This is a genomic window from Paenibacillus sp. 1-8 (assembly GCF_056316205.1).
This window is the reverse complement of record NZ_CM149995.1, coordinates 723,375-748,646: the sequence shown is the minus strand read 5'-3', so window position 1 is coordinate 748,646 and position 25,272 is coordinate 723,375. Positions and strand designations below refer to the sequence as shown.

Genomic DNA, 25,272 nt, shown 5'->3' with positions numbered 1-25,272 from the left:
CAAGATCAAACTCAAAAATGATCCTATTGTCCAAATATCAAAAATACTTTCCCATTGAGTAGGTCTAGGCGGCGATTCGCCGCTCCTTGGCCTTGCCTCGGTCATGGCGGCTCAACAGAAATCCGACCAGAGACGCGGTGGATTGTTGGAAAATCATTCCGAGCACCACAGGCAGCGCTACCGGAGCTGGGAAGTAGGTGATAGCAAGCACGGCTCCTGCGCTGATATTGCGCATGCCGCCGTTAAAGACAAGCGCCGTACGGTCGGCATCGTTCCACTTCATCAGCATGGAAATCAGGTAACCGATCACATATCCAGTGGAGGCAAGACTGATGATCGACAGGCATACCCCGACGAGTTTTAGATTAAAACCGACCAGATAGGGCGCGATTACAGATCCGTTAATCATCACGACCAGAGCCATAGCCAGCTTGGAGAACGGGCCCAGCCGAGGTCCCCATACCTGCTTGATCTTCCCTTTGGTCCATTCGTTCAATACCATGCCGATTAACGAAGGAACGACAATCATCCAGAACAGGCTCTGCATCATTGCCCAAGTATCAAGTTGCACATCCGCTCCGACCAGCAGGGACATAATGCCAGGCACGGCGAATGGGGCCAAAATCGTATCGATCAGAATGATGGCTAGCGTCAACGCCGTATTGCCTTTGTAGATGTTGACCCACACGAAGCTGGAAATGCCCGTAGGGATGGCCGCACCAAGAATAAGCCCGGTAATCATATAAGGATCGGCGGCGAAAGCCAAGTGTCCGAGCATCATCGCGAGCAGCGGCATAGCCAAGTGAAGAATAAACAGGCAGGCGATCAGCGGACCGGGATGCTTTATCACATGGACGAAATCTTTGAAACCCATGCTGATACTGCCCGCGAAGGTCATAAATGCAAACAGCCAGGGAGAGAATCCGGTGTATTCCGACAACGGCGTACCGATCAGGACGCCGATTAGAATGCTGATGGGCGTGATCAGCGGCATAGCTGCATTTAGTCTCCGATTTAACGTTCTGAACATACATAACTTCCTTTTTTTATACTACAGTATAGACCTTGCAGCGCCGATTCGTAAATGATCTGAGGATCTTTTCGCCGATTAATTTATCCTCTTGTAAGCACCTGCCTAACTCCAAATAAAGGTCAAATTGACTCAAAAGAATTGAATTCGCTCTGGAATGCGAGGTGGTATCAATTATTATAGTCACCATGTTAACAATAATAAAAAGAGGGTACCCCTATGGAATATTATAAAGCGCTTAGAGAGTTATATTTAATGCAGCAGACTTACGCTACATTCTTTTCCGTGACGAATAAGCTGCAAATACAAGGCGATAGCTATTTTGAGAAATTAACATCACGACAGTACATGATCATGCTTGCAATAGCCCATTTACCAGAGGATGAAACAACACTTATTAATATTGCGAGAAAGTTAGAAACCAGCAAACAAAGTGCAAAAAAGCTGATAGTCAATCTGGAGAATAAAGGATACCTTGTTACGACACCAAGCACACGCGATAAACGTGCTATTAACATCACAATTACAGAATCAGGAAAAAAGGTGATGCTAGAATGTGGTGAGAAAGCAGTACGCCTGATGGCAGATATTTTCAAGGATTTCACAACGGAAGAATTAGAAACATTATGGAGTTTATTAAAAAAAATATATGGTATCGACGTCAAAAAACAGGTTGGTTTTGAAGAGGATGTAAATTATAAATTTGAAGATTTAGAAGGGTTTCAAGAGGCACAAAGTCGAGCTTTGGATAGTTTTGTTTTACGACGAAAGCATTTTTTAAATGGTGAAGATTGAAATATAGGGAGGTTTTGGGATATGAAGTTACAAACAGAACCAAGAGTTGCGCTTATTGACGAAAAAATTAATATTTACGTCACAGAGCTAACGCCAGGAGAAAAGCTTAAAATAACTGCATCCATGCATTTTCCGTGGGCAATACGTGAAAAATATGAATCATTCGCTTGGTTTACTGCAGATTCAAACGGTAATGTTGATTTATCAAAGCACAAACCTGATTCTGGAACTTACGACTATATAGATAGTATGGGGCTTATTGTATCTTTACAAAAGATTAGTAGTGAGGGAGGGAATATCGCTCTTAATATATCAATAGATGCTAGTATATTTATTGATATAGTATGTGAATGCGGACAAGACCGAGAATGTGTAAGACTAGAGCGTATGTTCAAGTTACCTGAGGTGAAAAGACAACAGATTACTGATGAATTTATGGGAGAGTTATTTTACTCTGAACACTCAAATATTAAAACGATTGTCGTATTGGGTGGAGCTGATGGTGAACGAAGTGGTCTTTCTCTTCTGTCAGGACCATTGGCATCTAGAGGGTTTAATGTTTTAACCGTTGGATACTTTAATGAAGAAGGACTACCGAAAAAGCTTGAGGAAATTCCTCTTGAATATTTTGAAACGGTATTTTCCTGGCTTCAAAAAAATCCATTAACACATGCATGTGAAATATACTTACATGGTACATCTAAAGGTGGAGAATTGGCGTTACTTCTGGCTTCAAAATACAATGTCATTTCTAAGGTAGCAGTTTCAGCACCTCATGCATATTGTTTCCAAGCGCTAGATGGCCTTATGAGTGGCAAAAATGTTTCATCATGGTCATATGAAGGAAAATCACTGCCATTTATACCCGTTGATAATGACATTTTTTATGAGCATCAACGTAGTTGCTTAGAAAAGAATACACCTTTTGGACTTACTACTACATATAAAAAGAGTGTAGAAGCAGCAAAAAATAAAGAAGATGCTCGAATAAAAATAGAGAATGCAAATGCAGATTTATTATTAATTGCAGGTATGGAAGATAATGTGTGGAACACTTATGATGCATGTGTTGAAGTGATGGACACTTTGACAAAACACAATTATAAATATGTCTACAATTTTTTAGCGTATAAAGATTTAGGTCACTCTATACCAATACCATATGTTGTACCTTTAAGTGAAACATTGAACGTAAAAATGGATTTAGGCGTTTTCACTTGCGGTGGTACATTAAAAGGGAATTCTTATGGTCAATCAGATTCCTGGCAGAAAACAATAGCATTTTTTATGAATAATTTTACATGACCCTAGTTATATACAAACACAGCTCGTCCAACGTGAACGGCGGGCTTTTTTGTATGAACTAAAAAATTTTCAACTTAAACATAGGTATTCTGGTCAAATTATTATAATATGAAAGGTATGAAAATTTTCAGTCCATAGGGAATATTTACAGAAAGAGAGCGGTGAGATACCATGCAAGGAGAAAAGTTAACACGGGGGTTAAAAAACAGGCATGTACAGCTGATGGCCATTGGAGGTGCGATTGGTACTGGCTTGTTCCTCGGGGCAGGAAAGTCGATCCATCTGGCAGGTCCGTCTATCCTGATCGCCTACATCATTACAGGTACGGTTCTGTTCCTGCTAATGCGTGCATTGGGAGAGCTGTTGCTCAGTAATTTGGAGTATCATTCGTTTGTTGATTTTGTAAGTGATTATCTGGGGAATATGGCCGCTTTTATTACGGGTTGGACCTACTGGTTCTGCTGGATTTCGATTGCGATGGCGGATCTGACGGCAGTCGGGCTGTATACTCAATATTGGCTCCCGCAGGTTCCTCAGTGGATGCCGGGGTTAATCGCCCTTGTGATTCTGCTCCTTATGAACCTGGCAACGGTTAAGCTGTTCGGGGAGATGGAATTTTGGTTTGCCCTGATTAAGGTATTGGCGATTCTGGCTCTGATTGTCGTCGGATTATTTATGATTGTCAAAGGCTTCTCCACCACCAAGGGACCTTCGACCTTCACCAATCTCTGGAATCATGGCGGAATGTTCCCGAATGGGGTTCATGGTTTTCTGCTTTCTTTTCAAATGGTGGTTTTCGCCTTCGTAGGTATGGAGCTTGTTGGACTGACGGCAGGGGAAACCATGGACCCCGAGAAGGTCATTCCGAAGGCTATCAATAATATCCCAATCCGGATTCTGCTCTTCTATGTCGGCGCACTGCTGATCATCATGAGTATTTATCCGTGGAACGAGATTGTACCGGGTGAAAGTCCGTTTGTACAGGTATTTACAGCCATTGGTATTGCCGCAGCAGGAGGGATTGTCAACTTTGTTGTGCTGACCTCTGCGGCTTCAGCCTGCAATAGTGCTATTTTTAGTACAAGCCGGATGGTGTTCTCCATGGCCAAGGACAGCAACGCTCCCAGTTCGTTGGGCCGGCTGAACAGCAGGAAGGTTCCGTCCAATGCGTTGCTGTTCTCCAGTATCGTCATTCTGATCGCGATTATCCTGAACTATGTGATGCCTGAGGGGGTATTTACCCTGATTACGAGTGTGTCGACCGTTTGCTTTATCTTTGTCTGGGGAATCACCATCATCAGCCATCTGAGATATCGTCGCACACGGCCGGAGCTGGCCAGCCGCAACACATTCAAGCTGCCGCTGTACCCACTGTCCAACTATATTGTGCTGGCTTTTCTCGTCTTCGTTCTGGTTATCCTGGCATTGGCCGAGGATACGAGAGTGGCGCTATTTGTGACACCGGTGTGGTTCATCCTGGTAGCTGCAATCTATCTGCTCAAGAAAAGAAGCTGGAGCTCGAACGGACAGTAACATATAAATTTGTTGTAGAGTAAAGCCGCCCAACTGGATTGGGCGGCTTTACCTGCTTGTATAGAAGCTGAAGGCTCCTGTGCATCTCAAACTCTCTGTAGCCATTCTAGAATTGAACCCGCTGGATCAGTGATACGACATGCTACGGAAAGTTCGTCGCAGATCCTCGACCCACTTGTCCGGAATCTCCCAAGGAATGAAGTGTTCCCCATGTTCATGAGCTGTGATGTTGACATGGTTAGATGTTTATGACGGATTGTCAAGCCAATTGCGACAGTTCCTCTGAAAAGGATTCGTGAGCCGTTTTCCAGCCCAAACATTTTCGTGGTCTGTCTTGCGTTCAATGAACGTGGCTACGCAGCCCTTGCTTTTTCCACGTCCAGAAACGACCGTATCTAGTTGATGCCTTCATCCTTGAAGATCGCTGCCAGTTGCCAAGTCCTATAACATATTTATATAATAGGACATAGACTTTGGAATTAAATGAGGAATAGATGGGCAAATGACAAGAACAGAAATGAAAAGAGTACTCGTATCGTAAAATTCTCTGGCAGGGTTTTAGCATAGAAGTGTACGCCCGTCCCTTCGCTACTCTAATTGCAATCCTACTGTTAACCACCGCCCCCTTTATAGAATTAATTCTCTTGTGTATCAACTTATATCTATTAGATACACACCACTACACGCTCCTCTTTTTCAATTAATGACAAGAAGCCCATCATGATATGATGGGCTTTACTTTCAATCCACATGGATTGATTGTTATTTTTTTTGTTTCTTTAGTTCAGCGTACAATGTAGCTTTAGGTATGCCAGTGGAATTAATAATTTCGCTTACTGTCAGTCCATTTGTCTCACGTTCAGCGTACAAATTCAAAGCGCGTTTGATGATGCTGGCATCCTTTGCAGGACGACCCATGTGAGTTCCTTTAGCTTTAGCTCGTTCTCTGCCTTCAGTTGTGCGGTCTATTATTAAGTCTCTCTCAAATTGTGCAAATGAGCCTAACATGTTAAACATTAGAGACTGCATAGGACTAGCCTTCTCAACAGCTTCAAAGAGTAGATTATCCTTTAAGAACTTCACATTGATACCTCTAGCAAGTAAGTCATTCACAATGTTGTTCAAGTCAATGATTGAGCGTGCTAGACGGTCTATCTTGGTTACTACAAGCGTATCACCTTCCGACATTGCATTTAATAGTTCCTTCAGTGCAGAACGCTTCTCTGTAGATGTTCCAGTCACTTGCTCATGATAGATGTTAGCACATCCTGCTTCTTTAAGAAGTTGCTTCTGAGTCTCTAGTCCATTGTCCTGCCCAACTGTAGATGTTCTAGCGTATCCGTACATTGTCATTGTGTATGCCCTCATTCGTCTAAATGTTTAAAACTTTTATACCTTTTATTTTAGACTATCTTTTGGACAACCACAAGTTCAAATGTTTATTACTTTTAGACTACTTTTACATTATGGCAAAAGTCGAAACTTTTAGACTACTTTGTAAGATTGTTCGTTTTCAACTAAAAGAAAAACCTCCTCATGATAAAGGGGCTAATTGAACTATCGTTCTTCCGCTAGCGTAATATCTTACCTGTCATCTATGATAAGATTCACCGTACAGTACCTAAAACAAAGTATTATTTGAATAGAAAATTCACATTTCAATTTAATTAAAATGACCACTTCAATTATGAGGTGGTCATTCTGACATTCTGTTATATAAATCAATCCCCATCTTTTCTAATTTTATCAAATAGTTCGAACCCCACATTTCTTTATAACCTTCTGCTTCAGCTAAATTAGTTGTTGTATACTTCTTTAAGTGGTATAATTTATAAAACATCATTCAAGGAGAATTTTTGTGATTATCAACCATAATATTTCTTCATTAAATACATTACATAAATTAAATAAAAACAACAAAAAAATAGCATCATCTATGGAAAAATTAGCTTCTGGATTACGAATTAACAAAGCCAGTGATGATTCAGCAGGATTAGCCATAAGTGAAAAGATGAAAGCCCAAATAAGAGGACTACAACAAGCTGAACGTAATATACAAGACGGGATATCTCTAATTCAAACTGCTGAGGGTGGTCTTTCTGATATTCAAGACCCTAACCTACTAAGACTACGGGAGTTGGCTATTCAGTCTGCCAATGATACTTTGACCAATGAAGATAGACAACAAATACAAGAAGAGGTTCAACAAATTAAAGAGGGTATTAATGAGATTGCTAATAATACTAAATTTAATGAAACTAACTTATTGAATACAGAAGGCACAACCATAACTACAACAACTACAACAACTGTAACTAACTTGGTACCTCAAACTGTAAGTATATTATCCACAGGGGCTGTCTATTACACTGAATTTCTACAAAATCCAACTGGAACTGAAATTTTTGGTCTTGGATATTTGCCACAAACAACTGGAGATGGAAGAATTGTTTTTACCTTTACAAATCCACCATCCAATCCAGATGATATATACACTCCTATTGGTGCAGATTTAAAAGAGACTTTAAATAATATTAAGAATACTTTCGAGTCTATTAAGTCTGGTTCTAGCGGAACATCGGCACAACAGAATACGATACTCTCAAAGAATATGAAGCTTCAAATATATGAAAATCATTTGGTTCTCATTGCGGATTCAAATATGGCATCTACAATTGGTGGAGGTGCAGGAGGAACAATTAATGGAGGACATTATTTCGGGACGGGAACTACTGCGCATATTAATTACAATTCCGAAGTTACTACAACCATTACTAATACGACGACGACGACAACTCCAGAGAGTATATTATTACAAATCGGTGCTAACTCTGGAGAATCATACTCACTTCAACTTACTGATGCTAGAACAAATGCACTTGGAATTGATAATATTGATCTTTCAACAAGACAAGGTGCGGAATCTGCAATATCAAAGATAGATAAGGCAATTGAAAAAGTTTCATCTGAGCGTGGTAAATTCGGTTCTTCTCAAAACAGGTTAGAACATGCATTTAATAATGCTTCCAATTATGAAATAAATCTAACTGCTTCTGAATCTCGTATTCGCGATGTGGATATGGCTAAAGAAATGATGGAATTAACTAAGAATCAAATATTATCTCAAGCTTCACAAGCTATGTTGGCTCAAACAAACCAACAACCACAAAATGTTTTACAACTATTAAAATAAGCAAATATCATTAGATGATTCTGCTTATTTTAATTTTGATTAACTCAATAAAACTTTATCCCAACCAGAAGCCCTAGGAGTCATTTTTAGGGCTGTCTGACCTTTAAATTAACACGCTATTAGATAGGCATTCTTGCGTCCTACATGGCGCATAAGAAAAGCCCAAGGATGCTTTCCTTGGGCTTTCTTGCTCTAGACTTTTAGAGAAAAAAATATTAATAAAGAGTAAGGTTTTGTAATTAAATATGTCCCCTTCAAGATAGCTAGAGAAGTTATTTATTCAATGTAATCTTACTTCTTAGGAGAAAGCATGATACCTTTATCTTGTTAGGCAAACACTTTATACGGAGGTAGTACATATGAGATTACAAATTGAAAAATGGGTAGATGAAACTAAACCTTTTAAGGAATCAGACTCAGCCAATGAATTGCTTAAAGAATCTGTACGTTGCTATAAAATTGGAGCATATAAGTCTGCTTTTATAATGTCTTATCTTTCATTTAAAATAACAATAAGATATAGAATTTTGGAGTGCAGTTATGGAAATGAGGTCGTTAAATCTAATCCAAAATTTTGGGAAGACGAAATTATTACAAACCTAGATCATGATGAAAAATGGGAAAAGTATTTAAACGACATAATAGATGCTTCATGCGCAAAAGGTAATAAAAAAGATATTGCTATTCTTCATTTTAAAAATGATGAACAAACCAGAACAGACTATAATTACTGGAAAAACATAAGAAATGAGTGTACTCACGCAAAAGGACAGATAACAATTGATAGTTCAACAGTTGAAGGTTTTTGGAATTATATGATTGATAATTTAAGTAAGTTTTATGTCCTTGGAGGTGAGGAATATTTAATTAGAGAATTGAAAGATTTGTATCAGTTCTATAGATATTCAGATATTGTTAAGCCAGAAAGAGTAAGAAGTCTAGTATTTGATGTAAGTGTAGTATATAAAAATAATTCAGAAGAATTTTTCAAAAAGTTCTTTCAAAAAATAGGGAATATAGAAATTGAAAAGTTGGTTAATGATACTAACTTGAACTTTTGGAAGGATATATTGGAAACTGAATACGAAAATGTTAGAAATGGACTTGTTAAAGTAATTTCAAATACAGAACGTCATTTCTTCAAATTTTATTATTATTTCCCACAGTTATTCGATATGTCCATCGCGCTCAATCCGAAGTTTGTAGTAGAAAAATTAGTATACTGGCTTGACACTAATTATATTCACAACTTTTACAACATTGAAAAAGTATTTTGGAATGCTCTTGTGAAGGTTTTAGAGAAGTACAATGGAAATATAGAGATTATAAATAAAATAGTAACGAAGAATAATATTAAGCTTGTCAAGTTTTTTGAGCCAGATGAAAGAAGCATGAGAGTACTCAATAACAACAATGTTTTCAAACATTATATTCTTAATGTGTCAGGGTGGTTCTTTCAGACTAGTTCTGACTCACAATATGAAAATTTCAAAAAATACTCTTCATCTGATTTTGATGATGTAGAATGTTGCTTCAACTATTTAGAATGGGATATCGATCGCATAAAAGAAATTAATTACGCTCTTCAAAGTTTAAAAATAAGTATGGATAGCAGAATTAATCATTATGCAATAACTAATGGCACTAATTTTAAATTAAGATGCCAGCGGATAATTTGTAGTAACAAAGATAAAATTAAAAATGTACCGAATGTCGATTTAAATGATTACAATGAAGTCTTGAAGATACTAAACAGTTGTAGGAGTGACCAAGATAGTTTAGACACTCTTTCTAATTCGGAACAGAACGAGTCAAATTAGACTATCATGAATTTGCGAAATATTGATATCAAAGTCTGATGAGTGAATATACATATCAGAACCAGAAGCCCTAGGAGTCATTCTTAGGGCTGTTTGTTTAACTTCTTATCATGGTTCTGTATACAGAGTTCGTTCCTTATACAGTCGTTCTATCGTCTTACACTCGAATGTATCTTAACCGACCATTCAGAAAACATAACTTTATATAATTACATCCTCTATTCGATTCAAAACATCATCAAACATGATTACTTTTGGATAATCATTCCCCTGCAACCCTAGCTTTTCTTTTAGAATCTTATTTGCTTTGACTATTTTCAAGCAATACTTATCTATGATTTCTGACAGGCAACGCTTTAGTTGTTCCTGCTTATATCGTTGCTGTCCTTTAAAATACAGCTTGACTTCATTATGCACTTGCGTTTCAGTTGTATAGCCTTGCTCTTTGATTAGATGTAACATCGTTTTTTCAAATTGCTTTGAAACAATATCGTTCAACTCATTAATCTCTTTATTTTTGTCTTGTGGAAATACTCTATTCGCTTCATCTAGTCCGAAACTTCTATAAATTCCTTCATAGCTTATTGTTTTTGATGTCATTCCATTGTCGATGAATTTCTTGCATTTTGTATCAATCACGCTTAACAGGTCGTAGGAGTAGCTTGGAATGCCATAGACTGTACTATGATACTGGTATCCATTAGCTTTCTGCCATTGTCTAAGGTTCTGTAACAAGTCTTCTGGAATACTTTCATTATCCAATTTGAGAATCAATTCAAGTAAACAAAACAGTCCCATTCTTCTGCTTGCTGTATCTGGTGACATTCGCAGGTGCTTTGCTATCTTCCTTATTGAATGATAGAACATGATGTGAGGGTTATCTCCGTTGGGTAAATTCTCTTTAATCATGTCAAACAGGATATACAAGTCTTTAATATAAGGCTTGATTACTTTGTAAAAATGAGGATACATCTTATCTAATTCGTTAGATTTCAATAATCTTTTGTTTGCATCAATTGTTCGTTTCATTTGCTTTTGTACATCTGTTTCAGTCAATTCAATCTTGTAGACTTGCATGAGAAAGTCCTCTGCTTCAACAATGCTACATTTTAGAAGCTTCTCGACAATCGTATTGATCGTCCCTAAGAATGGATGACTTTCGCTGTGACATTTATACATGAATTGTTTACTTTTGCTCACGAAGATGCTTGAACTATAATCAACATCATCATGGAATATGTCACAGAAGGCACCGCTTGGTGCTACACCTAAGAACTTTCTTAGGTCTTGGCTTTTGAGATAGTCGTTTACTTCGTACATGTTATACAAACAGATACTCTGTGATTGTATTTTAGCTTGTAATGATTCGATATTCTTATCAAGAATGTCTTGAATATTGTTAGTGTTTTTAGAGAGATTATCAAGTGTTAATGGATATTGGTCGGACATATTAGGTACCTTTTCAGGCATATGTATCATCTCCTTGTTTCTCTAGTAACTTATTATTTAAATCCTAATCACATGAGAGTGATTATTTGAAGGTTGAAGTTGTTGTTTTTGTATATATTTCATAGCGTTAATGGATATTGGTCGGACATATTAAGTACCTTTTTGAGTATTTCATATTAGCATTATCTTCAATTTCCGCAAAGGGTCAATAAGAAAACAATTTAAGGGCTATTTTTCGATCTATCTCCAACAAATCTCGATTGCATTTATTAGAGCCTTAAAACAAAAAAATCTCAGACATTGAACTAGTTGTTCAAGTCTGAGATTAAAGATGGTTCTACGTCACATCGTTGCCAATGATTATTTTTAACCAACTCGCTCAAATTCCCACTTACTATTGTTTGTTCTTCTTCCTTGCAGATCGTTGTTGATAATGTTCATTTTTACTCCAAGTTTCCTAGACGCTTCTATCTGCGATTCAAATTCTTGTCTCTCGCCTGTGTCGACGTGAGTAGCTACAACTGGTTTGTTATTCTTCTTTATTAGTCCATTTGCGTACGCATGAGCGATATTTTCACTTCGTGTAACCCATTCTAGGTTCTCTAGTTTATTATCTAGCTTGTCACAATTGATGTGATTAACTTGTGGCTTATTATGTGGATTGGGAATAAACGCCATCGCCACTAAGCGATGAACATAAACTTTCTTTGTAGGTTGACCCTTCTTACATAAATCAAGTTTTTCATAACCATTACGGCATACATGGGTCTTCATAATTTTCTCTTTGCGCCCTGTATTGTTACCTAAACTTTTTACAACTCCGTAGTTAGACACAATATACAGTCCTTCATAACCTACAACGTCTTGCCATTCTTCATTTACCTTCTGAAACTGCTTCTCGTTTACTTCTTCAATTTTCATTATAAACCATCTCCTATTTTCCGAATTTGTCAAGGAGAGAACGACAAATAACCCTTGCCACGACTGGCAAAGGTTGAATTAATCGAATTGTCCTTCTCTTTAAAAAATGGTATGTACCGTTTTCCATTTCACTCTTTAAAGAGTTTATAAAGACATTTTTTATATGTTTTTGGCAAATTAGATAAATTTAAGTTATTTATAGGATACAACGCACTTCATTTTAGAACCACCTATAATTGATTCTAGGCAACTTCGCTCCTAATATAGATTTTAACCCTTTAGGATCATCCCTAAGTCGCTTAAAATCGATATTAGAGCGTCTGAAGTTGCATCATGATGTTTCAGTTACCCATCAATACTATTTAAATATGCTAAATTCCTTAAAACTTCATTTTTTAAACCTTTTACAACACAATCAGTCTTCTCATACTATTAAAAATTCAATATAATTCCTATTATATAATCATGTTTATATAAAATAAGGAGGGGATTGAAATTCTAAGAGCAACTTTTTATGCAAGGGTAAGTTCTGATAGTGAAGAACAAAAGAACTCGATTGTTTCACAGGTTCAATACTTTAGTGAGATGATACAGTCCAATAACTATCAACCTGCTCTTGATTGCGGGATTTTTTGTAAAAGAGATGGAACAGCAGAGAACACTAATGGATACTATGTTGATGAGGGGTTTTCTGGTGCCAAGTCTGTAAAGTACAGAAAGGCTTTCCTTCAAATGATAAGAGACGCAAAAGCAAGAAAGTTTGATATTATCCTAATCAAGAATATCAGTCGTTTTGGTCGTAACGTCCAAGAGATATTAAAATTCATTGGTGATTTACGTGAAGTTGGTGTAGGCGTTTTCTTTGAAGATGTGAATATTAATACTTTAAACAGAACAGATGATGTTAAAATAACGATATTTTCTGCTCTAGCAGAAGAAGAGTCAAGAGCAAAAAGCGATGCCGTTCAGTTTGGTAAGCTACAGGGATATAAGAAGGGTATTTGGGGTGGGCGTGAGCCTTACGGATACAACATAAAAAAAGGTAAGTTAGTTATCAATGAGCAAGAAGCAACAATTGTAAAAGAAGTTTTTGACCTATATTTGAATCAAAGCATGGGGCTAAGAAATATCGCTAAATCGTTAAATGAACGTGGTATTCCAACAAAGAGCGGAAAGACAATCTTTGACCAAAGCCTAATTTCTAAAATGCTTAAAAATACTGTCTATGTAGGTGAAATACGCCTTCACAGAACGCAAAAGATAGACATAAACCGAAACATTGTTAAAGCCATTCCAAAGAAAGATCAAATTGTAACACATGATGAATCATTACGAATCATTGACGATGAAATATTTAGACTTGTTCAGTTAGAGAAAGAAAACCGTCTTGAAAAATTTGGGGATTTCAAATACAAAGATGCCATTATTCAGAATGATGAAGGCGAAATAGTATTACAAAAGGTGCGAACTATGGAAAGAGGAAATAGTCGTCACTCAAACAAACATTTGTTCTCCAACCTATTAAAATGCGGTAATTGTGGAGGTAGCTTACGCAGAAAGGTACAGAAGAACAAAAAAAATACATTTATCTATTGGTTCTGCCGTAACAATGATACTTTTGGCAAATCGAAGTGTAAATTTAGAAACCTTCAACATGAAGAAAAACTTATTCAATTTGTTAAGAGTGAAATTACAAATTACAAGAACAGCCCAAAAACATTTAATTATCACCTTAATTCCATGCTACAGACTAGGTTTAACAAGACTAATCTTGAAGAAAATATCTCTGCAATAAAGACAACAATTGATTTAATCAAAGAAGATAGGGAAGTCAACTTCAACCTATTTGCAAGAAAGAAAATTAATGAAAATGAATATGATGAAAGAAGCGAAAGAATAACCGACAAGTTATATGATGCCGAATCAAAGTTAAATAAACTTTTATACATTGAAGATGAAATTCTGAAGACAAAACTAAGATTTGAAGAATTTGCAAAAGCCTTGAATGATGTTGACTTAGACAATTTGACAAATGCAATATTAAGAAAATTTATTGACCGAATAGTTGCAACCACATTTGATGAACCTTTTGAAGAAGGCGTTGACTTTGGAGACAAACATACTTTAACTATTGAATTTAATTTCATGGGTGAGAAGCTAAACGAAATACGATCAGAAAATTCCAAGCACAGATATGCCAACACCATTCAAGATAATTCAGATAAGCTAATAGAAGAAACATTAGAGGAATGGGTAAAGTATGCTAATCGTGAACCAAACATATCAGATTTTGCAGACCTTGAATATGATGAACCTGAATAATACTATTAACAGAAATAAAATTCACAAACGCTCTTCATAAAGTAACTCCCATTAATCTTAACTACAATTTCATCATAAAATTCAATATGTCCTGTCTCTACTATGTCGAGAAAAGTGACGGTAACAGGTAAGTTAAAGTTCAAGTATCTAATCAAATCATCATGTGGTATAGGTCTAATTTTTCGTTTCATTTTTTCTTTCTCCTATTGTCCTATTTTATAAACATGGCTTGACTCACGTAAAAGGCTTCAATATGTCTTACCTATTCACGGATTGATGTATTCTCCATCTGACTGTCTGAGGAGATGCGCACATAGCCTACCCATTTCTTGCCCTTCGTTTCTTTCATGTACATGCCTCCTGTTTTTTGTAACACCATACGACCTTATGGAAGGCAATTACAACCCTCTTTATCCTTTTCACTGCTCGTTTACCATGATCGTGGTAAAACATTTTTTCATTTATTTTTGAATGACACAGCTTCAGTGGTAGTAAAAAGGAGCGAAACAAAGCGAATGCTCTGTCTGCTCCTGTCTTTATCTTTACAACCTGTTTTTTCTGGCTCGATCTAGAATCTCCATCACTGGTCTAACGATCCGTCGCTTTTCTGCTTCTTCATGTCGATGAGCTTGCCGTTCTCCCGAATGAGTGCCGCAACATTCATCTAAACTTTGGTGATGGCATCTTCAATCGCTCTGATCTCGGCAGGATTCGGCTTTTCCTTCTGTTCCTCCTGTTGGATGCGCCATAACATACGTCGGATACCAGGCCTGTTGATTAACTAATTATTGGAATCTAGGAATGAAAGATATCCTTCATATTCAAGGTACATAGAAGGTATCTCCAATGAGCAGAAAGCTTATTTAGCAAGAGCAGGCGCGCAAAATGAACAAACTCCAGTGCTTCATGCTTGGGAACACGAAGGCCTACGCGATCATACATTGTTTTTAACAGTACGTATACGATAAGCGCTGAGAACAACGGTCCATACACCGCATTTTCGGTGGTTCCAAACAGCGTTGGAATGTTCAAATGTTGCTTGATCCAGCGAAAAAACAGTTCAATCTGCCAACGAGCTTTATACATCAAAGCTATTTCTTCAGCTGTGATGTGCATGAGATTCGTCACCACGCGGATGTCATGACCGTGCCCATCCTCAAAAACCACCACAACGATCCAAACGCTCGATTTTACCATAGGCGCGATCTTGAACCAGTGTGTAGGAGGGATCGTCGAGGATCGTCGAGGACTTCACCCAGGTTTATGTATGTATAGGATAGATTAGTGATTTTGTTTACAGAAAGCACCAAAGCTGTGTTCAATGAAAAAAGGTAGGTTCGCAATTGAACCCACCCATTCGAAGAAATTACCTGTTATACTCACGGCATCCCAAACACAATCAGTAGTACCGCAGTAACAACATAAGCATATTTTGATTGTTTTGGTTCGTCATATCTCTACGTTCATTTATTCGGACACCACACAAAATCACAAAAATTTTAAAAACTAAATCTTGTAGGCCTTCATAGCCTTTCTTAGCTCTTTGAACGAAGGACGTTTGCCGTACATTAAGACGCCAGTACGGTAGATCTTGGCGGCCAGCCAACCGAACAACAAAATGGAGGCGACCAGAATACCAAGTGACAGCCAGATTTCCATTAGGCTCGCCCGTTCCAGCCCGATTCGTAACAACATAACGGTCGGAGAAAAGAACGGAATGTAACCGGCGACCTTGACGAAAATCGTATCAGGTGCGGCGATATTGAAGATACCGATATAAAAGGCTGCTAGTGACAGCACGGTAATCGGCATGATCGCCTGTCCCAACTCTTCCGTACGGCTAACAATAGAGCCGACAGCGGCGAACAATACCGCGTACAGAAAGTAGCCGAGGATGTAAAATACCAGACCATAGCCCAGCACTGCGATATTCAGTTGCGACAGATCCAGCCCGGCCGAGCTGAGGATAACGTTGTTATGCGGCAGCATAAGGTTGGCACATACAACGGCTGCAAAAGCAGCAATTTGCAGCAGGCCGACCAGGAAGATGCCAATAATTTTCCCGAACATCTGGGTCAACGGTGAAACGCTTGTGATGAGAATCTCCATGATACGTGAGCTTTTTTCCGATGTCACCTCTGAAGCAATCATATTCCCCGTCATCATGGAGGAGGTGAAGAATAAAATCATCAGTACATAGACTAAACCATAGTTAATCATAGAGGTCGCTTTTTCCTTTGTCCCCACAGCTCCCCCTGTCTCAGACGGACTGTCTACTTCCCTGCTATCCACCATTACAGGTGTGCTTATTTCACGAATTTGATCGCTGGTCAAGGTATTCACACCGATCATAGCCTTGACCTTTGCCTCCTGAAGCCCCGTTTGCAGCAATGTGATTACAGCCGGGGACGGCTCTTTTTCAACAGATACGTACTCTACCTTGGGAAAAGTATCTCCCGCTGCGGTAGGCCGCGCAAACTCCACATAGCCTTGCAGCTCCCCGTCTTTTAATGCTTGCTGCATTGCCGGCGTTTGTACGTTGTCATAACGTACCCAACTGGCTGCCGGGTTGGACTGCTCTTTGGTGAATCTCTCCAGTTGATCCGCAATCTCTGTTCGATTCCCGGCAATCAGTGCCAGTCGATGTTGCTCGGCTGCGGATTTCCCGGAGCCTCCTGCACCACCTGCCCCTTCTCCCTTAAACAAAGAAATCAAATACGGCAGATTCATGCCAAGAGTAATAAGCAAGGCCAGTACCAGCGTCGTAATGATAAAAGATTTGGTTCTCGCCTTCTGACGAAACGTAAAGCCGATCACCGTCCCCAGTCTATTCATGGGAATCACCCACCTCTCTTATGAAAATCTCGTTCAGCGTAGGTTCCTTAATCTCAAAATGCTCCACATCCGTTTGCCCCAACGCCGTTTGTAAAATCAACTTTGCCGCATCCGGCTGCTCAATATGCAGCATCCAGCCGCGATCCATAGGCTCTACACGGCGCACGCCGGGCAGCTGTTCCAGTCCGTTCACTTCACCTGTAGTGATGAGACGAACTTTTTCGCGTGGGTAACGGCCCTTAATCTCCTGCACACTTCCCTGCACAACTGTATTTGAACGATGCAAAATCGTAATATGGCGACACAGTTCCTCCACATGCTCCATGCGGTGGGTCGAGAATAAAATCGCAGCTCCATCGTCCCGCAGCTCCTTTACTGTCTCCTTAAGCAGCTCGACGTTCACCGGATCAAGCCCGCTGAAGGCCTCATCCAAAATGAGCAGCGTCGGGCGATGCACAACGGCAGCAATAAAACCCATTTTCTGCTGATTCCCCTTGGATAGCTCCTCAATCCGCTTATCGTAATATTCAGGCACTCCAAAGCGCTCCAGCCAGTAACGTAGACTTTTGTCCGCCTCCTTGGCCGACATTCCGCGCAGCCTACCCAAATAGTTGATTTGCTCACTCACCTTCACCTTGGGGTACAACCCGCGCTCCTCGGGCAAATAGCCCATCGTCCGCTGAAGCTCCTTGCTGTAGGGCTTGCCCTCATATTGAATGCTTCCCCCGTCAGGGTAAATCAGGCCAAGCACCATGCGCATCGTTGTCGTTTTGCCTGCTCCATTGCCTCCCAGCAGTCCGTAAATCTCCCCAGCGTTCACATTCAGCGAAATTCCGTTTACTGCCGTATGGTTCCCATATTGCTTCACGACCTCTTCCAATTGCAGTATACTCATGATTGCTCTGCCCCTCTCTTCTGCATGTATGTCTCTGCATCATCTGATAGCTGTCCCGCAGACCAATGTAGTAAAATATCATCCAGCTCCAAACGCCGCACACGGATGGGACGAATGCCCGCTTGCTCCAATATAGCGCTGGTTTCTCCCGCTGCTAACGTTACAATTCGCTGCAATCCGCCTTCGCTCTCCGTCTCTACAACACCCGGAAGTTCCGATGCCTCCTCTGGCGTGCCTTCAAACCACATTTCCTTGCTATTTTCGAGCAAATGGTCTTTTTCCAGCTTGCCGAGCAGCCTGCCATCATGCATCAGGACAATATAATCCGCCAAACGCTTGATCTCGTCGATGATATGAGTCGCAATAATGACCGTCGTTTTGCCGTTCTCCATACAATCCCGCAGCTCCTCCAGCATGATCTTCCAGGCAAAAGGGTCTAAACCCGACGAAGGCTCATCCAGCAGCAACAAACGAGGGTGAGGCGCCAAGGCAGCAGCCAGCTCAAACTTACGGCGCTCCCCCTTGGACATACGCGATAATTTCGTATGCTGAGGGACCTGGAATCGTTCCATTAGACGCTGAAAGCGTGTTTCATCCCAGCCGGGATACCACAAGGCTCGAAAAGCCGCTGCTGCTTCTGCCGTTAATCGATCTTCCTCACGAGTCGGCTGCTCCGGCATATACCCAACCCATTGTCGCGTATCTGCCGGCATACCGTCCGGATACGCTTGACCGAACCAACGAATTTCACCGGAATCCGGGTGAATAAGCTGAGTCAGCAGATGAATCAATGTACTTTTCCCTGATCCGTTATGTCCAGCCAAAGCGACCACATATCCCGGTTCAATGGTTAGATTAATCGGTCCAATTTCCCGGTTACCTCGGGTTTTATAGACTTGGCTCATCTCAATAATCGGTGTTTCCACGGGCGTCACTCCTTCACTTGGACTTCATACCTTCTTTTCACCATGTCTGCGAAAAGCTCCAACAATTCTTGTTCTGTCATCTGCACAGCGATGCCTGTGTCAATCGCCGTTTCCAACGCCTCGGTCACTGCTTTAAGGCGGTAACCTGAGCGCTTATCGTCCTCGACCAGAGCTACGAAGGTGCCCGTCCCCTGTCGGGTACGAAGCAAGCCCTCGTTCTCCAAATCCTGATAGACCCGCCGGACGGTGATGACGCTGCAGCGGAGCGTCCCCGCAAACTCGCGAATGGAGGGAAGCAGCGTTCCCGCTGCAATCTGTCCCGTTACGATGAGTGAACGAAGCTGCTTTTCAATCTGCGCATACAGCGGTTCCGCGCTATTCTCATCAATTTGCACTGGTATATTCACCTGCTTCTCCCCCCTTTATAGTTATCTTTATACACATACTGCTAAGCTAAATCCCGTTTCATGAGCTTACGCTGTGTCGCCCGATAGGACACCCACATGCCCAGAGCTCCTGCCAGCAGCGCTCCCCACATTACCGGAGACAACAGCTGCCATTCCCTGCTGTAAAATGCCGTTATCAATACCAGATTGGCCCCACATACTCGAACTATAATCGTAACTATCCCACAAATTAGCATGATGACAATGGATAGCCAAAAGTAGGCTTTTCCTTTTTTCAGAAATTCCAAATGAATATAAATGGCTTGAATCAGCATTCCGTAGCCTATCCAGGTAAGTGCAAACGATACAAAGAAACCTGTACCGGCATATACCCGAAACGTAGCTGACAACGTAAACAAGAGAGTAAAAAATATCACACTATTCGCAACAAACGCCAAAAGCGCCTGTTGAATTCGACTCATAATCACCGCATTCATCGGTATAGGCAAGGTGCGGAAAAAGGCTAGCATATGCGTATAGGAATCTTCCTGAAGATATTTAAAGGCACGGCGGTTATAAATGAATCCGAGAAACGGAATCAACACCAGCATGATAAAATCGGCTGCTGGACTCAAGTCTCCACGTTCACCCCATTGCACACTTACAGCAAAACTCATGGTAAATCCCAAATACGCAATAAACAGCAATGTCCACAGCATGACATATGGATTGTTGCGAAAATCCTGCCGGGTAATCTTCCATGCCTGCTTGATGATTGTCATTTTCTTATCCTGATCCCTTCTGCACTGCCTGTAATGACGACCTCGTTCTCTCTTCATACGAAGTTATTATTACAATAATCAGTGTTATTACTGTATATATCTTTATACACAGTATATAAACTGTGAATTACAACTGTCAACACCTGAATGTAAATTGTGCGTACAATCACAAAAGCTCGTCAGGACCTATGCTACTCTGTAAATGATAAACGTTCTCAATCTAGGGGATGAACAAATGGATAAGATACTGCACTGGGATGAGTCAATATTCAACCTTGTTAACCGTTATCCCGAAGTGAAGGACATTATGGTAGAACTGGGTTTTCACGATATCGCCAAGCCTGGCATGTTACAAACCGCAGGTAGTTTCATGACACTGTCCAAAGGTATTGCATTGAAAAAAGTAGCTATGGAAACCGTGCAACGGACATTTTTGCAGCATGGTTTTACTATTCAAACATAAAGGAGCTAACCATCATGAGCGAGCTAATTAACAACCGCGAACATACAGCACAGGAATTCACAGAACGTCAGCAAATATTAAAGGAAATTATAAAAGAATTACATGCCGGGAAAAGCGTGGAGGAAGTCAAAGCCCGTTTTGCAGAGGCTGTTGGCGGAGTAAGCGTGGCGGAAATTTCGGCTATGGAGCATGCATTGATGACCGAGGAGGGAATTCCCGTATCGGAAGTGCAGCGTCTTTGTTCCGTGCATACATCGATATTCAAGGGTTCCATTGAGGATATTCATCGTCCTTCAAGACCGGAGGAACAACCGGGACATCCCGTTCATACCTTCAAGCTGGAAAATCGGGAGATCGAACGACTAGTCAACTTTCAATTGTCATTGCACGCGGACCAATTTCAAAGGGATGACAGTCCCAAAATCATCTACAAGCTACTGGAAGATTTAAGTCTGCTGCTCGATCTCGATAAGCACTATAGCCGCAAAGAAAATTTGGTCTTTCCTTATCTAGAACGCTATGGGATTTTTGGTCCAACCAAGGTCATGTGGGGTGTGGACGACAGCATTCGTGCCGCGATCAAGGAGGCGAAGAGTCTGCTCGCCGAATATAACGGAGATCGTGAACAGATTGGGAAGGCGCTTGCCCATATCATGAGCGAAGTGAACGAAATGATATTCAAGGAAGAGAATATTTTGCTGCCGATGGCGCTGGATAAACTGACAGAGGATGAGTGGCTGAAAATAGCCCGGGAAAGCGAGGAAATCGGATTCTGCCTGACCGCTCCCGAGCGGGAATGGATACCTGAGCGGGCAGAGGAGCCTGTGGAAATGGATGAGCAACAGGAAGGAACATCAGGAACTCCCCAAGGCTTTGTGCGATTCGAGACGGGGATTGTGTCTGTGCAACAATTGGAACTGCTGTTGAATCATCTGCCCGTCGATCTGACCTTTATAGATGAAAATGATGTTGTTCGTTATTTCTCCCATGGTAAGGAACGGGTCTTCGCCCGCACGAAGGCCGTCATTGGTCGTACCGTACAGAATTGCCATCCGCCACAAAGCGTGCATGTCGTCGAGAAGCTGCTGGAGGATTTTAAAGCCGGGCGCAAGGATGCTGAGGATTTTTGGATACCGATAAAGGATAAATTCGTCTATATTCGCTACTTTGCAATCCGCGATTCAGAGGGACGCTACCTAGGGACACTGGAATTCACACAAAATATCGCGCCTATTCGTGCCCTGGAAGGACAAAAACGGATTTTATCCGAGTAATCATTATCCGCTACAAAAAGATTGCTCGCCGTATTCCTGTCGCCTCCAGCTAACATCAAAGGAGTCTTCCTCCACTTTACATGTAGAGAAAGACTCCTTTCCATTTGTACAGTCCGCTATTTATTTTCCCGCCCGTAAGCCACCATGTTCAGGTTTTTCTCACCCATTTTTATAAGATGCTGCTCTACTACAAGCTTGGCTCCCAGTTGCTCATAAAAATAGCGAGCCGGATTATCTGCTAACACCCAGACGATGACAGAGTGAATGTTCATACTGCTTAAATATTGAAGAAGACGCATGAATAATTGCTTTCCCCATCCTAGACTATGGTATTCTTTTAACACATAAATAGCAGTTACCTCTCCCTCATACGGGGGATATTCACCTGACTTTTCCGACCCTCCACTCACAAATCCGCTGATTTCCCCCTTCTCATTTTCAACCACATATACCTGATGATCATCTTCACTGGATATATTCGATTTCCACAACTCTGTTCTTTGCTCGTAGGAAAGTCGTTCCAGAACCTCTGCGGGTATGATATTTTTGTAGGTGGTTCTCCAGCAATCCACATGCACCTTGGCGATGCCTGCCGCATCTGATATCGTCGCTTCTCTGATCATCATGTTGGCCCCACTTCCATTTCCAATATTATGCTTTCTATTATACCGACGAGCCCAGTCTTGATCTATAATAAGAATTACCATTGTTTATGGAAGCTCGATGCAATGGCAATCTCTTTGCTCATCATTCATTACTGGAGGATTTGACTTGAATAAAATCATTTCATTCTACGTTCCGCTTGGCATCTCATCATTGATTGCGGCGCTGACTCATGTCATCGTCAATGCCGTGCTCGCACGCTCGGAGCATCCTTCGTTCACATTGAGTAGCTATGCGGTGGCAGTCAGCCTGTGCCTGCTGCTGGAAACTCCGTTAACTGCCGTACGACAGATGACCACGAAATTCGGATATGACCGCAAATCTGTTCGTTCCATCGGTATTTTATGTGCGTGTGTAGCGGCGGCTGTACTGGTTATCGGCTGGAGTATTGGTCTTACACCTGCTGGAAATCTGGTCTTTCAATATGTATTTGGCGTATCTCCGGCATTGATCGAACCCACCAAGAGTGTGTTTCAGGTGCTTACTTTACTGTACATATTAGTAGCCGTCCGCAACATCTATCAGGGGCTTATTATTAACAAGCACCGAACGGCCTGGATGACGTTCAGCTCGTCCATTCGTATTGTCGCGATGCTAATCGCATCCTGGTTTCTAATTCGTGCAGGCTGGACGAATGACGGACGTATTGGTGCTGCCATCTTTATTGCAGGTATCTTCATTGAACTGGTCGTTACCTTTTTGGAAGGCCGCGTTTTGAAAAAAAAGCTGCCGCCCGACAACGGCGAGCAAACCATCCACCGTGCAAGCCATCTGCTTCCTTTTTATCTCCCCTTGCTATATTCGGCGCTGGTGCTGGTTGTTCTGAATCCGTCCATACAGGCTGCGCTGAACAATACAACCGATCCATTATTGGCCGTAGCCTCCTTCTCTGTGGCTCTGCAAATCCTGAATCTGTTCGTCTGGTTTTGCAGTTCCCTGCATCAGATCGTCATTCAATTCTATACGAGCAAGCGTCGGGAGGTGCTGATATTTTTGAGCGTTCTGTCCGCACTGTCGCCGTTATTATTGCTGCTGCTGTCCTTTGAATTTGCAGGTGACCCTATTTTACGGAATGTGTTGGGACTGGAAGGGGAGCTACTGGTGGAAACGAGAGGATTGCTTCGCATACTTTCAATCTATGTTGCATTTTATCCATGGGTAGAATATTTCATCGGACGGTCGATATTGATCGGCAATACCAAACCTATTTTCATCGGCAGGCTGTTCTCCGTTTCTTTTGCGATTCTCGCGCTCATTTTATGCATCTCCTTTTTTCCGGGACTGGACGGACAGGTGGCAGGAATCGTTATGGCTGTTTCCTCACCCGTCGAATTAGGTATCTATCTGTGGCTATACCGGAAAATCTCTCTGAACACGATGAACGTGTCATCCTGAATAAAAAGCCTGCCAAGAGAGCCCCTTGCCCATGCCAGGCAAATTGGACTCCCTATGGCTGTACCGATCTTTATGCGGTCAAAATGTACGGGCCGTTCTTCGTGATCGCAATCGTGTGCTCATATTGTGCGCCCCAACTGCCGTCCGCCGAGGTGATGGTCCAGCCATCATCCCCCCACAATACAGCCCCCTCCGTTCCGAGGGTAAATACCGGCTCGATGGTAATCACCATCCCTTCGCGCAGCGGTAACCCCGTCCCGGCACGGCCATAGTGCAAAACATCCGGCGGCTCGTGCATCTGACGACCAATACCGTGCCCGATCAAGGGCTTCACGATGCCGTACCGCCGCCAGCCTGCCGCTTTTTCCACGGCGTGCCCAATGTCCCCCAGCGTCCTGCCCGGACGGGTGACTTCGATTCCGCGCACCAGTGCCTTATGCGTTTGCCGTAGCAGCCTCGCTACTGGGCGACTGACGTTACCTACTGCATAGGTCCAGCCCCGGTCGGCCAGCCAGCCGTCCTTATTGACGACAATGTCGATGGTCACAATGTCCCCGTCATGAAGTATCCGCTCCGAGGGAAAGCCGTGGCATACCACCTCGTTGACCGAAGCACAGGTGGCATAAGGAAAGCCCTTATAGCCTTTTTGCTCAGGCGTAGCTCCGCGCTTGCTCAAAAATTGCTCTACCCACGCATCAATTTCCAGCGTGGTCATTCCCGGAAGGATACGGCTCTCCAACGCACGATGGCAATCTGCCAAAATACGTCCGGCCTCCCTCATATAGCCGATTTCCTCCGGTGTCCGTATGGCTATCTCCAGTGGAATCCGCCTCCTTTACTCATACAATTTCACTAAATCTATCCCATTGTATGCAGAGCGGACACAAAAAAACCGTCTCCTCTGTGGATAGACGGTTTATAAAAGTCGTATTCCTATGTTTTGCGGGTCATTGAACCCTTTAAGATACTGAAGAATTTATGCGACCGAGTTCGTTTTCCACCACCATGGTCAACTCTTCCTCATACCCTCCTGTAATCCGGTATTTTCGCACATATTCCTTTACAAATTTTTTGGGATCCTTAGGCCGGAAAATTCGAGTCATTTCCCGCAGACTTTCCTTAACTTCATTGTGACCTTTCGTTGCCATGTAACTCCCTCCCAAAACGTTGAAAATAAGTGCTCCGTTGAAGAGAATGCCGAAAAGTATTGATGTCCTTATGCAGTGAAGTAGTATGTCTAATGCAGCTTAGGTCGGGAATGCCTTATGTAAGGCATGTACCTGAC

General features: G+C 41.5%; 22 protein-coding genes. 9 read left to right on the top strand and 13 right to left on the bottom strand.

What is annotated here, in order from left to right:
- Positions 1–64 precede the first annotated feature (64 nt).
- A complete protein-coding gene (locus AC0WRU_RS03455) occupies positions 65–1,030 on the bottom strand; it encodes a bile acid:sodium symporter family protein (protein ID WP_476127226.1) in 966 nt (321 codons plus the stop codon).
- Positions 1,031–1,249: 219 nt separating this feature from the next.
- Between AC0WRU_RS03455 and AC0WRU_RS03450 the strand changes: the two genes are divergently transcribed.
- The 3 genes from AC0WRU_RS03450 (at position 1,250) to AC0WRU_RS03440 (ending at position 4,663) form a co-directional block, all read left to right on the top strand.
- Complete coding sequence (locus AC0WRU_RS03450; RefSeq protein ID WP_476127225.1) at positions 1,250–1,825, top strand: MarR family winged helix-turn-helix transcriptional regulator; 576 nt, start codon at positions 1,250–1,252, stop codon at positions 1,823–1,825.
- Between the two features lie 21 nt (positions 1,826–1,846).
- Complete coding sequence (locus tag AC0WRU_RS03445; protein ID WP_476127224.1) at positions 1,847–3,130, top strand: acyl-CoA thioesterase/bile acid-CoA:amino acid N-acyltransferase family protein; 1,284 nt, start codon at positions 1,847–1,849, stop codon at positions 3,128–3,130.
- Between the two features lie 171 nt (positions 3,131–3,301).
- A complete protein-coding gene (locus tag AC0WRU_RS03440; protein ID WP_476127223.1) occupies positions 3,302–4,663 on the top strand; it encodes an amino acid permease in 1,362 nt (453 codons plus the stop codon).
- Positions 4,664–5,425: 762 nt separating this feature from the next.
- On the opposite strand, the gene AC0WRU_RS03435 is transcribed toward AC0WRU_RS03440, so the two are convergent.
- A complete protein-coding gene (locus tag AC0WRU_RS03435; protein WP_476127222.1) occupies positions 5,426–6,016 on the bottom strand; it encodes a recombinase family protein in 591 nt (196 codons plus the stop codon).
- 505 nt (positions 6,017–6,521) lie between these two features.
- On the opposite strand from AC0WRU_RS03435, the gene AC0WRU_RS03430 reads away from it, so the two are divergent.
- Together AC0WRU_RS03430 and AC0WRU_RS03425 are read left to right on the top strand one after the other, a co-directional pair.
- On the top strand, positions 6,522–7,856 hold the full coding sequence (locus AC0WRU_RS03430; protein ID WP_476127221.1) for a flagellin N-terminal helical domain-containing protein: 1,335 nt from the start codon (positions 6,522–6,524) through the stop codon (positions 7,854–7,856).
- 359 nt (positions 7,857–8,215) lie between these two features.
- Complete coding sequence (locus AC0WRU_RS03425; RefSeq protein WP_476127220.1) at positions 8,216–9,676, top strand: hypothetical protein; 1,461 nt, start codon at positions 8,216–8,218, stop codon at positions 9,674–9,676.
- 201 nt (positions 9,677–9,877) lie between these two features.
- On the opposite strand, the gene AC0WRU_RS03420 is transcribed toward AC0WRU_RS03425, so the two are convergent.
- Both AC0WRU_RS03420 and AC0WRU_RS03415 read right to left on the bottom strand, forming a co-directional pair.
- A complete protein-coding gene (locus tag AC0WRU_RS03420) occupies positions 9,878–11,146 on the bottom strand; it encodes a hypothetical protein (RefSeq protein ID WP_476127219.1) in 1,269 nt (422 codons plus the stop codon).
- Between the two features lie 345 nt (positions 11,147–11,491).
- Positions 11,492–12,046: an NUMOD4 motif-containing HNH endonuclease gene (locus tag AC0WRU_RS03415; protein WP_476127218.1), complete on the bottom strand. Its 555-nt coding sequence runs from the start codon at positions 12,044–12,046 to the stop codon at positions 11,492–11,494.
- Positions 12,047–12,535: 489 nt separating this feature from the next.
- On the opposite strand from AC0WRU_RS03415, the gene AC0WRU_RS03410 reads away from it, so the two are divergent.
- Positions 12,536–14,368: a recombinase family protein gene (locus AC0WRU_RS03410; RefSeq protein WP_476128551.1), complete on the top strand. Its 1,833-nt coding sequence runs from the start codon at positions 12,536–12,538 to the stop codon at positions 14,366–14,368.
- A 795-nt stretch (positions 14,369–15,163) separates the two neighbouring features.
- Here AC0WRU_RS03410 and AC0WRU_RS03405 read toward each other — a convergent pair.
- The 6 genes from AC0WRU_RS03405 to AC0WRU_RS03380 all read right to left on the bottom strand — a co-directional run bounded on the left by AC0WRU_RS03405 (position 15,164) and on the right by AC0WRU_RS03380 (position 20,192).
- Complete coding sequence (locus AC0WRU_RS03405; RefSeq protein ID WP_476127217.1) at positions 15,164–15,565, bottom strand: transposase; 402 nt, start codon at positions 15,563–15,565, stop codon at positions 15,164–15,166.
- 309 nt (positions 15,566–15,874) lie between these two features.
- Positions 15,875–17,203 carry an ABC transporter permease gene (locus AC0WRU_RS03400; RefSeq protein WP_476127216.1) on the bottom strand — a complete coding sequence of 443 codons (1,329 nt, stop codon included), beginning with the start codon at positions 17,201–17,203 and terminating at the stop codon, positions 15,875–15,877.
- Positions 17,196–18,098, bottom strand: a complete 903-nt coding sequence (locus AC0WRU_RS03395; RefSeq protein ID WP_444954370.1) for an ABC transporter ATP-binding protein — start codon at positions 18,096–18,098, stop codon at positions 17,196–17,198. The genes AC0WRU_RS03400 and AC0WRU_RS03395 overlap by 8 nt, the downstream gene beginning before the upstream one ends.
- Positions 18,095–19,003 carry an ATP-binding cassette domain-containing protein gene (locus AC0WRU_RS03390; RefSeq protein ID WP_049827284.1) on the bottom strand — a complete coding sequence of 303 codons (909 nt, stop codon included), beginning with the start codon at positions 19,001–19,003 and terminating at the stop codon, positions 18,095–18,097. The genes AC0WRU_RS03395 and AC0WRU_RS03390 overlap by 4 nt, the downstream gene beginning before the upstream one ends.
- Positions 19,004–19,029: 26 nt before the next feature.
- Positions 19,030–19,431, bottom strand: coding sequence for a GntR family transcriptional regulator (locus AC0WRU_RS03385; protein ID WP_025682738.1), 402 nt, complete (start codon positions 19,429–19,431; stop codon positions 19,030–19,032).
- 41 nt (positions 19,432–19,472) lie between these two features.
- Entirely contained in the window at positions 19,473–20,192 is a 720-nt protein-coding gene (locus AC0WRU_RS03380; protein WP_476127215.1) for a hypothetical protein, read from the bottom strand.
- A gap of 235 nt (positions 20,193–20,427) precedes the next feature.
- On the opposite strand from AC0WRU_RS03380, the gene AC0WRU_RS03375 reads away from it, so the two are divergent.
- Positions 20,428–20,655, top strand: coding sequence for a DUF1858 domain-containing protein (locus AC0WRU_RS03375; protein WP_476127214.1), 228 nt, complete (start codon positions 20,428–20,430; stop codon positions 20,653–20,655).
- A 14-nt stretch (positions 20,656–20,669) separates the two neighbouring features.
- Complete coding sequence (locus tag AC0WRU_RS03370; protein ID WP_476127213.1) at positions 20,670–21,929, top strand: DUF438 domain-containing protein; 1,260 nt, start codon at positions 20,670–20,672, stop codon at positions 21,927–21,929.
- A gap of 116 nt (positions 21,930–22,045) precedes the next feature.
- On the opposite strand, the gene AC0WRU_RS03365 is transcribed toward AC0WRU_RS03370, so the two are convergent.
- A complete protein-coding gene (locus tag AC0WRU_RS03365) occupies positions 22,046–22,555 on the bottom strand; it encodes an N-acetyltransferase family protein (protein ID WP_476127211.1) in 510 nt (169 codons plus the stop codon).
- A 145-nt stretch (positions 22,556–22,700) separates the two neighbouring features.
- On the opposite strand from AC0WRU_RS03365, the gene AC0WRU_RS03360 reads away from it, so the two are divergent.
- Positions 22,701–23,987, top strand: a complete 1,287-nt coding sequence (locus tag AC0WRU_RS03360) for a hypothetical protein (RefSeq protein ID WP_476127210.1) — start codon at positions 22,701–22,703, stop codon at positions 23,985–23,987.
- Between the two features lie 70 nt (positions 23,988–24,057).
- On the opposite strand, the gene map is transcribed toward AC0WRU_RS03360, so the two are convergent.
- Positions 24,058–24,807, bottom strand: coding sequence for a type I methionyl aminopeptidase (map, locus tag AC0WRU_RS03355; RefSeq protein ID WP_025682732.1), 750 nt, complete (start codon positions 24,805–24,807; stop codon positions 24,058–24,060).
- A 139-nt stretch (positions 24,808–24,946) separates the two neighbouring features.
- Positions 24,947–25,135, bottom strand: coding sequence for a hypothetical protein (locus AC0WRU_RS03350; RefSeq protein ID WP_007428354.1), 189 nt, complete (start codon positions 25,133–25,135; stop codon positions 24,947–24,949).
- Positions 25,136–25,272: the final 137 nt, after the last annotated feature.